Origin of the sequence: Sphingobacterium sp. R2 (assembly GCF_040760075.1) — a bacterium.
In the GTDB taxonomy this organism is placed as follows: Bacteria; Bacteroidota; Bacteroidia; order Sphingobacteriales; family Sphingobacteriaceae; genus Sphingobacterium.
Genome location: NZ_CP142884.1, coordinates 4,524,798 through 4,538,221, shown reverse-complemented (window position 1 = coordinate 4,538,221; position 13,424 = coordinate 4,524,798). Strand labels below are relative to the sequence as shown.

The following is a 13,424-nucleotide window of genomic DNA, read 5'->3' as shown; positions in this document are numbered from 1 at the left end:
ATTTAAATACTTCATTAAATATTTTTAGTTTGAAAAGAGTCCTCATTATCCTGTTCATATTGCTGGTTTCATTTTTAATTGCAGCGTTTTTTATAAAAGTCAATAAGAGGGAAACCTTACTCTATAAGATACAGCAGTGGGTTAGCTACGATACAGCAGATTGGGAAAATTACCAAAAAAATAAGCAGCTATTGGCTTCCGGAGCCACCGAAGTAACGACGACAGAAGTGACGGCTGCCGAAGATGAACTATATCCGGTCGATACGAATCGCATATCGCCTGAATTTAGGGCTTTAGAAATCGAAAAAATTAAAAAGGCAGATTTAGGGCGATTAGTAATAGCAAAGTTACGACCCGATGATGAGGACGCACAAATTGCATTAATTCATCTCACAGATCGTAAATTGACCGATGTGATAATCAATCAAAAGATTAATATTAAAGTTGGAACTTGTTTTGAAAACCAAAAAACAGCAGGTAATTATCGCTGTGTAAGTTGTATGATTTTACTTTACAATCGAGAGAAGAAAGATTGGGTTGAAGCTCCAAACGGCAAGAATTTTTTGAAAAATGCCTATGATTTCTATCAGATTTCCGAAGGGGATATTTGGCAAGCACGCGAGCTGTCCATGAGAATCCCGTACGATTATGCGCTGTTAGCAAAATATAGTAAGTAAGATTTCTTTTACGTAGTTAATATCAATACCGTTATGTTTAAATTTTTGAAAGAATTATTTAATGCGGCAAATGAAGGTGTAAATGAAGCCAAAGATGAACTAACTTTGAAAGCCGAAGAGGGAGAAATGGCGGGAAGTTTAGTACCTGATAACGCTATACTTCTGAATACTCCTTATGAAGAACAGTTTGGTAACGCGCTAGGAGCCGCATTTAGAGTGATTGTTTTTGGGGATTGGTTTACGGTATTCGGAAGTACCGGAGATGATGGTAGTTATCCGATTCACTTATATCAATTTGGTAATTATCCAAGGGTTGATCAATATAGAAGTGATTTTATCAAATTGCTAAAGAGAGATTTTGGTATAACAGATAGAGAAACTTGTCTTGAAATGTTGAGTTCATACTTTACGTTACTTGGGATAGAAAAGACAGGGACCGCATTGGAGGGAAAAAACGGCAAAATCGATACGTCCATTTGGGATATCTCCAAATCAGGGGTAAATGCCTTTGTTGTTGCTGTCGTAAGTCATATTACTACATCCGCAACGGACGTTGAATATTTACCAAAACCTGTGGCATTAAATGTTCTCAAGAGTTTGTCACTATATGCGAGAGAGCATTTTATTGATTGGTTGCAATTTTCCGATTATTTCCTGAAAGGAGAAGATCAAGTTGGTGTAAACAGTAAAATTGGGAAATCTTACTTGAAAAGGTATATTGGGTATCTTAAAGAAAAGAAAGGAAGTCCTTGGAATAATATTGCATGGCAGAATGGTAATCATTCCGTCTGAGTGTTGTCTCATGTGGTCTTCACATCCACTACATTTTACGGCTTTGGATTTGCTGTATCAATTTGAACAACAAATAGGTCAGAAACAAGTCGGTGGCTACATCTATTTCAAAGGATTAGATGCTATCGAGAAAGATGAAGGGCGAATTCCGATGTTCTATCTGATTTGTATAAGTTAATTTCTTTTTGTGGAATAAATGAATTCTAAGGGCATCATTTTGGTTATCAGTTGTGTGTTGATCGTTGTCGTGTCGATAGCAGTATATAGGAAAAATGTAGCTAAGAAATATTTATACAGTGTTAAAAAAAGTTATGAAATGAATGATCATTTTGAGACAGATAAATTAAGAAAACTGTCATCACGTCCCTTTTTATTTGGTATAGAAGATAATCTGCTAAGTGACGAAGATTATTTTTTTGATGAAAATTATTTCTACGCTGTCGGTCGAAGAGACGGAGCAGGTAGATCCTTTAGGTTAGTGGATATCATTGAGCTTCGTAGGACATCGACTCAAATTAATAATCACTATATCTGGCAAGTCGTCGTTCAATTGGATAGCAAGGGACAGTCCATTTTTAGTTTTACGCATAACTATTCCCTTTGGAATAGGAATTTCTATGCTTTTTATCAAAAAATACGAGAACTAAATCCACATGCAATCAAATCAAAATGGAGTTTGTGGACGATGTAACAAATTCAATTTCAGCGTTTGTTTTGTACAGAAAAAGTTGTCGTAACTAAAAACCGTAATTTAATAACTTTTGTTATTTTAAGTAAAACGTTATGGGTAAATTAAGATTATTGATCATGAATGTGTTGGCAATTTTTATTTATGGAGCTTGTCAATTTCCTGATCGCCCACCACAATTCAGTACAAATGAATCTAAGCTCAAGGCACAGGAATTACCTTCTAACATAACGTTTTTTGGTGGTGGAAGATCTAAGGAAATGAATATGGTATCAGGAAAAACAGATACTATTTTCATTTCAGTCCATCAGGCGGATTCGGCTCTTATCAAAATAAAAACTCCCATGGATACAGCCAATGTACGAATTAGTCAGCTTTTTCTGCCCAATGGTTCGGCTGATGGCCCCTTCGGCCAAGAGCTTGCCTATAGATTTAAAGATGTTGGCCAATATCATATTACTGTAAATGAGAATAAAATGATAGGGAATCATTACTCAGGGCCATATGTAGTACAAATTGTGCCAATAGTTCAATAGTACACTTGAAACTAATAGAATTGTACAATAGTTATTCCAAGCAAAATGGATTCAGAATAACTATTGTGGCATTCAGGAATTTAATACAGCAGGCCTTGTGCTGATATAGGATTAAAACGAGATCTTCTTTTTGGGCTACTCAACATCACCTGTGTACTTGATCGTATTATCCACATAAAGCGCTGATTTTTTAGCATCGTATCTATAGCTATCCTTCTGATAGATATCATTCTCAACTTTATCCAAGATAATGGTATTTTTATTGTCATCAGGTAAGAATAATTCTAGCTTTGATTTATCCTCGCTAAGAACCACAAAAGCACTAATGACAGCTTTTCCTTCTTCTTTCTCCGTTGGATTTAGGCGTAAGCCAACATTAAAGACCTGGATACACCCTTGTTTGATCTCACTCCAAGTTTGTCCTGCCGCGACCAAACAACCATGCTCATCCTTGTTGCCGCCGATCGACGGGGTTGCTTCTTCCTTGTTTTGATCAACTGCTTCTTTGGATTCATTGTTCTTGGGAGTATTATTACAGGCCGTGAAAGTAACAAGACTCATTGCTATAAATGCTAATTTTCTCATTTGAATCGGTTTTTATATGTTCCATGAGGTTCTTACAATAAATATACCACAGTCATCTGTTTATTCTTTACCGACCCAATACGTGAGATTTTTATCCTTTAATTAGCTATAAAGTGTATGTCTACAGTATCGCAGAAAAATGTTTAGCGTACTTCAATATTGTCATAGGACAAGTCGAATTTCTGTATAGTTTATCAATATTGTGATATCGTTCAATGTTGCCTTTTATCTCAGTACATTAAACGGAATGATTTTAAACCGGTGTAAATAGAAACTTTCGACCCTGATCTGTTTACAAGTTTGGACCTGCAAAAGTCTTTTACCGATGGGGTCTTGTTAAGTTTTAAAAAATTATAGAAAACAAATCGCTGTAGAAGCGTGTGCTAATGATAAAAATATAGACTATTTAGTATAAATTATGCGTGAAATAGAATCGAAAAGCGCTTATGCACCTGCTAAAGGGATAAAACTTTACTACGAGATATTTGGCACAGGAAAACCTCTCGTACTGATTCATGGTGGTGGATCCTCCGGTCTTTCGGATTTTAAGGAGACTGTAAAAAGGTTGCATGATCAGTATCAGTTGATTTTGATAGATCTATAAAATCATGGAAGATCCGATCATCGATCCTCAGCTGAAACATTCGAGCAGGATGCCAAAGATGTTTTGGCCGTTCTAGATTTTCTTTCCATCGGCAAAGCTTCGTTTTTTGGTTTTAGCAATGGAGCGACAACCCGTTTGAAATTTGTGACGATGTACCCATACAAGTTCGAAAAGCTGATAGCAGCATCCGGAAATACAAAAAGAGAGGGGCTTCAGCGGATTCCGCATGCGCGACTGCTTATTTTACCAGCTAATCATGGGAACTATATGATGACTGATTTTAATGGCGGTGTCAACGACCACTGATTGATTTTACATTAAAACAAGTACAACAATTTTTGGAATCTAAATGATGCTCGGCTTACCGAATAACGGAGCCCTGATGTTTTATCGGTAATTACGGATATTGCGTTCCAATTTGCGCATGCGCTGTTTGTTTTTCCCGTCAACACGAGACGCAACCGCCCATATGGCTGCGGGTATCCAACCGAGTATAGTTATCTGAAGGATCAAACAGAGAAGACCACTTAGAATTTTACCACGTAAAAAAACGATAACCAAGGAAATAAAACTGCTATTAATATCATAAGTAAAAGGTTTGAAAAACATTCAAATACAAAATTACGGTATTCGATACTAAAAATTGCGAATAATATCGACTTAAGCAATATAGCTAGTTTTTTTAGGGTCGTAATGTGTTGATATCGTAATGTGTTGATATATAGTTATTAGTGGTTTTGTTCTATTAGCATATGTAAATATTAAGAAAACTTTAAATGTGCTATTGGATAGCTAAATTTAAAAATTTTAAGGAGGAGTGGCACCAAAGTTGATGTCTCCCTGTCGAATATTTCAGATGCAGATTACATATAATAAATGACGGAAAGCATGGGAAACGATAATAATATTATTGAGAACTTAAATAGCAAATATCATGGATATCTAGAAGATGAGGGGAAATGGCTCAATGAAGGATTTAAGAATATTTTCATCGATGGTGAACCAAGTAAAGCAAATCTGAAAACCTCGGTTTATCTGATGTTACCCCAAGAGATCAGGGAATATATCGATCAGTTGTTACTCAATGATTGATTATAAAATTATAGGAACAAGTAATTCAAAGTAAAAGGTTACTAAAATCAAATTTTTCTGATTTTAGTAACCTTTATTTGTTTAAACAGGGGCGGACAGACCATATCTGGTCGACTCAACTTGGACCCAACGGGAACGATGTACGACGATGTACTTTTGGATTTCGCTGCACTGCTAAAAGTCAAAAGGTGTTAATCCTGCATAATTTCATTTGCAAATGAATACAAATTTATTTTAGTTTGAAGATCTTTACGTCGCAGTAAAGATCATAACCCAAAAATAATTTGAATGACAATTTCGATGAAGCCGTTTCATTTTTTATATTATAGTGTATGTTGTCTGATCGTTTTATCTGGTGTGCTGTATTCCTGTCAATCGCAAAATCCGGATCGGGTGATACTTGAAAAATTGGATAGAAACTTTAATGCATCCAAATTTTATGGCCCCAAAATAAAGAGGAGCGAAGAGTTGCTGCATGCGGACGTTAAAAGTATGGATAAGAAAGAGTTGAAAGAAGTCTTTGAAACCGCCATATTTAAAAAGGATACGCTTGCTATTTTTAATTCAGAAGGGAGTCTGCCTACGTTATTTTATATCGAGTCTACCGCAGCTTGGGGAACACGGAAGTTAAAGCCAGTCAAAAATTTTGGGTATCGTTATACCACTGTTTCTTACAATGAAGAAAAAGATACCATAGCACTCTTAAACGGAGTATCATTTCCTGCCCTAACGATGGCGGAAGATAACAGTGGTAAATTTGCTTACCTAAATGCGATGAAGAGCTTAAAAAATAAAGATGATTTTAATAAAATTTACCGCTATTTACAAAAAAGATACAAAAGACTAAAGCTTCAGAATGATGCCGGGGGCAGTATAGAAGGTTGGGAAAGTGAAGATTTTTATTATTTTTTACTTAAAAAAAATAGACGGGAAGAACAGATTTTCTCATTCGGAGAAGATAAAGACAATGAACCTGCGATCACTGAAATTGTCGATATCCGCTTGGAGATATACGGTAAAAAGTATATCCAAACGATGAGAAGGAAAAACGTTTATCTACCGGATTATATTCCAAATGTCAATGAATAGACGTATAAAAGGTTAGATAGGCAGCCTTTTGATAAATCCACCCGATTTAAAACTATTTTGGTTTCCCAATTCGCCAAAGCACACTGACTGTAAAGAAAAAATGTACCGTTTATAGGAAATCAGTAGTAATAATAAAAAAATACCAGATATAGTTTTTTTTCGACATTTTTTGTATGTTTGTCGAACAATGACAGGTCAACAGGAAAATATTAGAGAAGAAATTATCCTATCTTCCATGAAAGTGTTTGAAACATATGGATTTGCAAGAGTTTCTATGCAGGATATTTCAAAAGCTTGTGGAAAGGGGCGGAGCACTTTGTATTATTATTTTACCAGTAAAATGGACGTGTTCGATGCAATTGCCGAGTATTTGTGTCAACAGGTATTTCAGGTTGCGAGTCAAACATACCATAGAAACGCTTCATTGGAAGATAACCTAGTTGGTTTTTTACAGGCAAAATTGCGCCAAATTAACTTAATCACTAAGCGTTTTCATCTCGCATTTGAAGACATGAAGTCAGATCCAGCTTTGATGGTTTCAAAAACGCGTTACATGTTGGATGATGAAATCAAGCTGATCCGTAAAATGATTGAATTAGCCATTAAGAAAGAAGAAATTCAGCCGCTTGGTGAACAAGACATCTTATTCTTATCGGAAATGTTAGTGACCACATCGCGTTGTTTTGAACAGGAAGTTTTACTCTTTGACCGTTTTCCAGATTTTGAAGCTAGACTTTCCTGGCTGATAAGCATCTGCGTCAAAGGCCTTCGCTAATGATTGTATCGTATGGAAAATTTTTGGATAGTAAGGAATATAGGTACTGTTTTTTTTGTATTCAAATTCGACATAAATACAAAATATGTCTATATTGATTTTTAAACTGTTTTAATAAAAACATAGATGGGGAAAATGCTATGGAATTAAATGCGAAAGTGGGCGAGTTGGTAAAGAGCGTTGCATCAGAAAGGTGTATTTTAATTATGGTGGAGACAGAGCAACCCGGCCGTACTGAGATTACAGGATTGTTGGATCCAGATATAGATTGTTATTTATTAATCAACAATGATGTAGAGCGGTTGGATGGGCTCGCTCTTGCGCTGGAAAATGAAAATAAAAAAGTTCGACTAGCCCGTGACATTGAAGAACTAAAGCAGATGCACCTTTTGAACAATCAGCTACAACAAATTGCCGTTAAAATTTTGAAATAATCTAAATATGTATAAAGTAGTTTATTCGTTGTCCCGCAAGCTAAAATGGAGAGCTAGCGAGATTTATAATTTTCTCTATCAGCGTTTTCCTGAGATAAAAAATATTGATCTCATGTTGGATGACAACCAATTTTTGCTTGTCCTTCGAATAAGTAGTCGATTGGAATTCTCTATTTTAACTATATGTCAGAAACAAGGTTTGGCAATGCAGTTTGTACAAGTTGAGGACACTGATTAGCGCATCCGGTTTATAACGCTTTTCGAATTTATAGTGCTGTTTAGCCCAGTATCTAATGAGTTGTAAAGAAACCTCGATTTAAGACTTCTAATCATGCTAATTTAAAAGTTACTTTTTACTTTTAAAATAATTCCTGCAAAACATTTTTCACGTCCAATGGTTATTTTTATCGCGTGGATGGATTTAGGCGATATAGGGGATTTTAGTCATTTATTCAAAAATTATAGAACGATTTTATCAAGTATGAGTACATTTTCAATAAAGGCGTTTGGCACAAGCGCACCAGCTGCCGAACTGCAACAGATGGCTATCGAACGGCGTGAAGCCAGTGGAAAAGATGTCGAGATTGATATCTTATTTTGTGGTGTTTGTCATTCTGACTTACATACAGCGCGAAACGAGTGGGGCTGGACCGTTTACCCAAATGTACCCGGCCATGAAATTGTAGGACGAATTACTAAAGTTGGGGATGCTGTAACCAAGTTTAAAGTCGGTGATCTAGCTGGCGTAGGTTGTATGGTAGATAGTTGTCGAGAATGTGAAAGTTGCAAAGAAGGGCTGGAACAATATTGTGAAAATGGGAATATCCAAACATACAATGGACACGATAAACACCTCAATAAACAGACTTTTGGTGGTTATTCCGAACGCATTGTGGTGGATGAGGATTTTGTGCTCCATATCCCTGCAAATTTGGATCTCGCAGCAACAGCTCCTTTATTGTGTGCCGGAATTACTACCTATTCCCCGTTGAGACATTGGAATGTGGGACCGGGAAAAAAAGTTGGTATAGTTGGTATTGGCGGTTTGGGACATATGGGGGTTAAAATAGCGAAAGCGATGGGAGCTCAGGTGGTTGTGATTACAACTTCTGCTTCGAAAGTCGACGATGCCAAACGTTTAGGTGCTGATGAAGTTATCTTATCAACCGATGCACAACAAATGAAAGAGCATACGGGAACATTACATTTCATTTTAGACTGCGTTTCGGCACAGCATGACATCAATGCCTATTTAAGTTTATTGAAGCGGGATGGTTCACTGACGCTTGTTGGTGCTCCAGAACATCCATTACCCGTCACTCCTTTTAGTCTGATTCCAGCGCGTAAGAGCTTTTCAGGGTCGATGATCGGTGGAATTGCAGAAACGCAGGAGATGCTTGATTTTTGTGGTCAACACAATATTATATCTGATATTGAGCTCATTAAAATTCAGGATATTAATCACGCCTACGACAGGTTACTGAAAAGTGATGTTAAATATAGGTTTGTTATCGATATGGCAAGTCTGAAAAACTAATCCAATACAATTTTTCAACGCTGAACCATCAGGCATAATATTTAATACTCCTGATGGTTTAGTTTGTCTAGTACCGAACAGTTGTTCGCTATGCTTAGGGAATGGAACATCCGTCATTTTATGGAAAAAAATAAAGTTACTATTTTTTGGTTTCGACGCGACTTACGCTTGGACGATAATAGCGGGCTTGCTCGCGCGCTGACGATTGGATTCCCTGTATTGCCCATATTCATATTTGATGAGGATATTTTGGAGCAATTGGAAGACAAAAGCGACCGCAGGCTTCATTACATTCATCAAGCACTAACGCATATCAATGCTTTACTGCAAAAAAGTGGAGCCTCTTTGAATACATTTTATGGTAAACCTATCGATATTTTTAGAGAACTGGCTGAAAAATTTGATGTCCAGGGAGTTTATTGTAATCGAGATTATGAGCCGAAGGCAATTCGTAGGGATAAGGAAATTTTCGAATTTTGCAAATCGATTGAGATTCCTTTCAAAGCTATAAAAGATCAGGTAATTTTCGATAAGGGAGACATTTTAAAGAATGATGGAACGCCATATACAGTGTATACACCGTATGCAAAAAAATGGCGGGAGAAACTGCGCTCCGATGATTATCGTTCCTATACTTATGGAACTGAATTCTTCTTTCAGCAAAAACAGCAGCAAATCATTCCGTTAAAACAAATGGGTTTTTTAGAAACAGACCTCATTTTTGAAGAACCGCATCTCGATGCCAGTATCATAGATCACTACGATGAAACTCGCGATTATCCAGCTTTAAAGGGTACCACCAAATTGGGGATAGCACTTCGTTTTGGAACCATCAGTGTTCGTAAATGTGTTGCATTTGCATTAAAACATAATGCAACATGGTTATCTGAATTGATCTGGCGCGAATTTTTTATGCAAATACTTTATCACTATCCCCATGTCGTTACCGAATCCTTTAGAAAGCAATACGACGCTATACCATGGCGGAATAATGAAAAGGAATTTTTGCAATGGTGCAATGGAGAAACCGGATATCCCATGGTCGATGCAGGCATGCGACAATTGAATACTTCAGGCTATATGCACAATCGTGTACGGATGGTGGTGGCAAGTTTTCTTTGCAAGCATTTGTTGATCGACTGGAGGTGGGGGGAGGCTTACTTCGCTCAAAAGTTAAATGACTATGACTTGTCTGCCAACAATGGCAACTGGCAGTGGGCCGCCGGGAGTGGCTGTGACGCTGCACCCTATTTTCGGGTTTTCAATCCGGCTCTCCAAGCGGATAGGTTTGATAAAAATCACGAATATATAAAAAAATGGGTGCCTGAGTTAGGTACTGCAGATTATTGTCAGCCTATGGTAGATCACAAAATGGCTCGCGATAGGGCGATAAAAACCTACTCAAAGGCTTTGAAATAAAAATGCCAATGTCTATCCAGCACGACAGGTTTTACTAACTGGCGAATAGGTATAGATATTGGCTTTTTATGAATTTACTGATCTAAGAATTCGGCGACAAAAGCGTCAAATACCTTTGGATTTTCGGCTTGAACCCAGTGACCTGCATTAGGGATAGTTTTAAATTCGGCATTTGGAAATTGTTCCTTGATCTTTATCCTATCTTCCGGTAATATATATCTTGATTTCTCGCCCGCCAAAAATAAAGTGGCACCGTTATATATTCCTGATTTTATCGCTACAGTGATAAATTCAGTATATTTATTTTTTAAAACATCCAAGTTAAAGCGCCAATCTAATTTTCGATCTTCTCTGATATATACATTCTTTAATAAAAATTGGATAACGCCAGGGTCACTTAAATATTGCTCAATCTTATCTTGCACATCTTTTCGGGTTTCTAACGTCGTGATAGCTACAGCAGACAATGCATCGAAGATATCTTCATGGTGTGGAGGATAAGCTTTGGGTGCTATATCAGCGATAATCAGTTTTTCAATTTTTTCTGAATGGTCGATAGCAAATTGCATGGCCACTTTTCCACCCAAAGAGTGCCCCAAAAGTACTATTTTATCAGTTCCGATAGACGCTATATAGGTAAGAAGGTCGTCTACCATCACTTCTATTGACATGTTGTCACTGTGAAAGCTACGGCCATGGTTACGTAGATCGAGTAAATGTACCTGTCTTTTCTCCCCGAAACCACGGCCAAAGGATCCCCAGTTGTCTGCCATTCCGAATAGACCGTGAAGTACAATTAATGGCGTTCCACCATTATTCGCACCATATATTTTACTGTGTTGTAGTTCTTTCAATGTCATGATAGCTCCAATTTCAAATTTTCATTTGTATGCGATGAGTATATGTAGCGAATTTAGCTTTTGTTGCTGAATTTTTAAGCCAAATTTTGTAAAACATTTATGCCGCGAGTAGTCGATTCCATGTTAGTAGTATTGCCACTACGTGAGATTTCGGAAGGAATGTCCGGCCACATATTCTTTACCCTTCAGTAAAGCAAAAGGTGGAATGTTTACAATGGAAATAAAAAATTTTTTTAAAAGTGATTTTCATCACTTTTTTCTTGAAAAGTAAAATCTATCTTTACTACAGTAGCACTTAAAACGATATTGTTGAACTTGCTATTAATAATTTTAGCCATAAAAAATATATTATTTGGGGGTTTTCTCATACGAGAAGCCCCTAATTTTTTTATAATCGCTCAGGTTCTGCTGAGTGTCTATGAACTATTGATAGGCTAAATTCTTGGTGAGAAGAAATGAGCCATTTTAGTCGCTTTCAATAAATTATTTAAAATGGTTTAACAGTATCTAGCTATTGAGCACTAAAAAAATGCATTTTCTGCAGTTAATATAATAGGAGAGCCATCAGTAATCAGAATCGTGTGTTCATGCTGGGCCATGAACCCGCCCTTATCGCCAACCATTGTCCAGCCGTCACTGAGTTCAGTCGCGTACGTAGAAGCTGTTGAGATAAAGGTTTCAATAGCAACCACAGTGTTTTTACGAAATCTGCGTTGATCGAAGCGATTTTTATAATTCAGCAATTCATTAGGCTCTTCGTGCAGACTTTTTCCCACACCATGACCACCAAGATTTTTGATAACTTTATAACCTCTTTTTTTAGCTTCATTTTCAATAAGATGTCCAATGTCTGCTATTTTTACGCCGCCTCGAATGTTACTTATTGCCTTTTGAAGAATTTCTTTGGACGCTGTTACTAATTTTTCATGTTGATGTATATCTTTTCCGATAATAAAGGAACATCCATTATCAGCCCAATAGCCGTCAAGCTCTGCAGATACATCAATATTAATCAAATCACCCTCTTGCAGTATCCTTTCCGCATGCGGTACTCCGTGACAAAATTCGTTGTTTATACTAATACAGGTATAGCCAGGAAATCCATACGTAAGTGCTGGAGCAGAATTTGCACCCATGCTTTGTAATATTTCGGCTCCATATTCGTCAAGCTCTTTCGTAGACATTCCCACTTGAGCATATTCTATCATGGATTTTAACGTCTTTGCAACAGCATTGCTCGCTTTTTGCATGCCTGTTAATTCGGTTTCATTCGTTATGGACATCGCTACTATTTATTGTGAAGCATGTAAAATCTGTTTCCACACCATGTGGTTCTATTGGAATATAAACCGATATGAAGTTCTTAATTTAATTCGATTAAAACTGCGATTTAATTCCGATAAAAGCAAATATACGACAATTAAATAACGAAAATTAGTCAACAGTTTCACCCCCTGATTTTTGATGTTTAGACATTTGATTTTTTATGTATCTTTACATAACTTTTAATGAGTTGCTATCGATCATTTAAATTAGAACAAAAATGGCGTTATTAGATAATCTGGAGTGGCGCTATGCCACAAAAAAATACGATCCTTCGAAAAAGGTCGCTCAACAAGATGTAGACAAGATTTTGGAAGCTGCGCGAATGGCTCCCAGTTCCTCTGGGCTTCAGCAGTTTCGTGTAATCGTGATTAAAAATCAGGAATTAAAAGAAAAAATAGTACCCATAGCCTGGGGACAGCAGATTGTTGCTGATAGTTCGCATTTGCTGGTATTTGCAGGGTGGGATAAATATACGGACGATCGAATTGATAGTACTTTTGACCAAATGAATGCATCACGTGGTTTACCACTTGATACAACAGATGAATATAAGAATAATTTAAAAGCACAATTGGCGACTTTTACCGAAGAGCAGCAGGCTGCACATGCGGCAAAACAAGCTTACATTGCTTTTGGTTTGGCAATTGCACAAGCGGCAGAACTAGGTATTGATGCCACACCAATGGAAGGTTTTTCAAATGTGGAGTTGGATCAATTGCTAGGATTGGACAAACTTGGATTGAAGAGCGCGACCATGCTCCCTTTGGGATATCGTATGGAAGGGGAAGACTGGTTGTTAAAATTGAAAAAGTTTAGACTTCCAAAAGAAGAATTTTTGATCGAACTCGCCTAGGCAGTCGCTTTAGCATACTGAAAAGCGTTTCAATTAATTTTTGAAACGCTTTTTTTCGCTCTAAATGCTATTGAAATTGATGAGCAGTGCAGTCGAGTATCGTGCAGACATTTTTAGGCTAACTATTGTCAAAGGGCTAAAATAATTCTAATTTTCC

The 13,424-nt window shown here is 37.0% G+C and carries 17 protein-coding genes; 14 read left to right on the top strand and 3 right to left on the bottom strand.

The genetic code is table 11. The features are described from left to right. Positions 1 to 29: 29 nt before the first annotated feature. The 5 genes from VXM68_RS19045 to VXM68_RS19025 all read left to right on the top strand — a co-directional run bounded on the left by VXM68_RS19045 (position 30) and on the right by VXM68_RS19025 (position 2,693). Positions 30 to 677: a hypothetical protein gene (locus VXM68_RS19045; RefSeq protein ID WP_367209710.1), complete on the top strand. Its 648-nt coding sequence runs from the start codon at positions 30 to 32 to the stop codon at positions 675 to 677. 33 nt (positions 678 to 710) lie between these two features. Next, a complete protein-coding gene (locus VXM68_RS19040) occupies positions 711 to 1,469 on the top strand; it encodes a DUF1266 domain-containing protein (protein WP_367209709.1) in 759 nt (252 codons plus the stop codon). Positions 1,470 to 1,479: 10 nt separating this feature from the next. Continuing rightward, positions 1,480 to 1,647, top strand: a complete 168-nt coding sequence (locus VXM68_RS19035) for a hypothetical protein (RefSeq protein ID WP_367209708.1) — start codon at positions 1,480 to 1,482, stop codon at positions 1,645 to 1,647. Between the two features lie 138 nt (positions 1,648 to 1,785). Continuing rightward, positions 1,786 to 2,160: a hypothetical protein gene (locus tag VXM68_RS19030; RefSeq protein ID WP_293955027.1), complete on the top strand. Its 375-nt coding sequence runs from the start codon at positions 1,786 to 1,788 to the stop codon at positions 2,158 to 2,160. 92 nt (positions 2,161 to 2,252) lie between these two features. After that, on the top strand, positions 2,253 to 2,693 hold the full coding sequence (locus tag VXM68_RS19025; RefSeq protein WP_367209707.1) for a hypothetical protein: 441 nt from the start codon (positions 2,253 to 2,255) through the stop codon (positions 2,691 to 2,693). Between the two features lie 135 nt (positions 2,694 to 2,828). Here VXM68_RS19025 and VXM68_RS19020 read toward each other — a convergent pair whose 3' ends face one another. Then, the gene (locus VXM68_RS19020) at positions 2,829 to 3,278 is read right to left on the bottom strand and encodes a hypothetical protein (protein ID WP_293955031.1); all 450 of its coding nucleotides are present in this window, start codon (positions 3,276 to 3,278) and stop codon (positions 2,829 to 2,831) included. Between the two features lie 418 nt (positions 3,279 to 3,696). Here VXM68_RS19020 and VXM68_RS19015 point away from each other — a divergent pair, with 418 nt between their 5' ends. The 8 genes from VXM68_RS19015 to VXM68_RS18980 all read left to right on the top strand — a co-directional run bounded on the left by VXM68_RS19015 (position 3,697) and on the right by VXM68_RS18980 (position 10,228). Then, positions 3,697 to 3,882 (top strand): alpha/beta fold hydrolase, encoded by a 186-nt coding sequence (locus VXM68_RS19015; protein WP_367209706.1) that lies wholly within the window; start codon positions 3,697 to 3,699, stop codon positions 3,880 to 3,882. 150 nt (positions 3,883 to 4,032) lie between these two features. Further along, positions 4,033 to 4,188 carry a hypothetical protein gene (locus tag VXM68_RS19010; RefSeq protein ID WP_293955034.1) on the top strand — a complete coding sequence of 52 codons (156 nt, stop codon included), beginning with the start codon at positions 4,033 to 4,035 and terminating at the stop codon, positions 4,186 to 4,188. 582 nt (positions 4,189 to 4,770) lie between these two features. Further along, on the top strand, positions 4,771 to 4,974 hold the full coding sequence (locus VXM68_RS19005; protein ID WP_293955038.1) for a hypothetical protein: 204 nt from the start codon (positions 4,771 to 4,773) through the stop codon (positions 4,972 to 4,974). 288 nt (positions 4,975 to 5,262) lie between these two features. Next, positions 5,263 to 6,063, top strand: a complete 801-nt coding sequence (locus VXM68_RS19000; protein WP_367209705.1) for a hypothetical protein — start codon at positions 5,263 to 5,265, stop codon at positions 6,061 to 6,063. A gap of 187 nt (positions 6,064 to 6,250) precedes the next feature. Continuing rightward, on the top strand, positions 6,251 to 6,838 hold the full coding sequence (locus VXM68_RS18995; RefSeq protein WP_294182473.1) for a TetR/AcrR family transcriptional regulator: 588 nt from the start codon (positions 6,251 to 6,253) through the stop codon (positions 6,836 to 6,838). A 140-nt stretch (positions 6,839 to 6,978) separates the two neighbouring features. Further along, complete coding sequence (locus VXM68_RS18990) at positions 6,979 to 7,272, top strand: hypothetical protein (protein WP_293955044.1); 294 nt, start codon at positions 6,979 to 6,981, stop codon at positions 7,270 to 7,272. Positions 7,273 to 7,753: 481 nt separating this feature from the next. Further along, complete coding sequence (locus tag VXM68_RS18985) at positions 7,754 to 8,809, top strand: NAD(P)-dependent alcohol dehydrogenase (RefSeq protein ID WP_367209704.1); 1,056 nt, start codon at positions 7,754 to 7,756, stop codon at positions 8,807 to 8,809. Positions 8,810 to 8,929: 120 nt separating this feature from the next. Further along, positions 8,930 to 10,228 carry a deoxyribodipyrimidine photo-lyase gene (locus VXM68_RS18980; RefSeq protein WP_294182468.1) on the top strand — a complete coding sequence of 433 codons (1,299 nt, stop codon included), beginning with the start codon at positions 8,930 to 8,932 and terminating at the stop codon, positions 10,226 to 10,228. Between the two features lie 74 nt (positions 10,229 to 10,302). Here the strand turns inward: VXM68_RS18980 and VXM68_RS18975 are convergent, their stop codons facing one another. Together VXM68_RS18975 and map are read right to left on the bottom strand one after the other, a co-directional pair. Next, positions 10,303 to 11,088: an alpha/beta fold hydrolase gene (locus VXM68_RS18975; RefSeq protein WP_367209703.1), complete on the bottom strand. Its 786-nt coding sequence runs from the start codon at positions 11,086 to 11,088 to the stop codon at positions 10,303 to 10,305. A 521-nt stretch (positions 11,089 to 11,609) separates the two neighbouring features. Continuing rightward, on the bottom strand, positions 11,610 to 12,371 hold the full coding sequence (gene map, locus VXM68_RS18970; protein ID WP_367209702.1) for a type I methionyl aminopeptidase: 762 nt from the start codon (positions 12,369 to 12,371) through the stop codon (positions 11,610 to 11,612). Positions 12,372 to 12,631: 260 nt separating this feature from the next. Here map and VXM68_RS18965 point away from each other — a divergent pair, with 260 nt between their 5' ends. Further along, entirely contained in the window at positions 12,632 to 13,267 is a 636-nt protein-coding gene (locus VXM68_RS18965) for a nitroreductase family protein (protein ID WP_293955054.1), read from the top strand. The last annotated feature ends 157 nt before the right edge of the window (positions 13,268 to 13,424 follow it).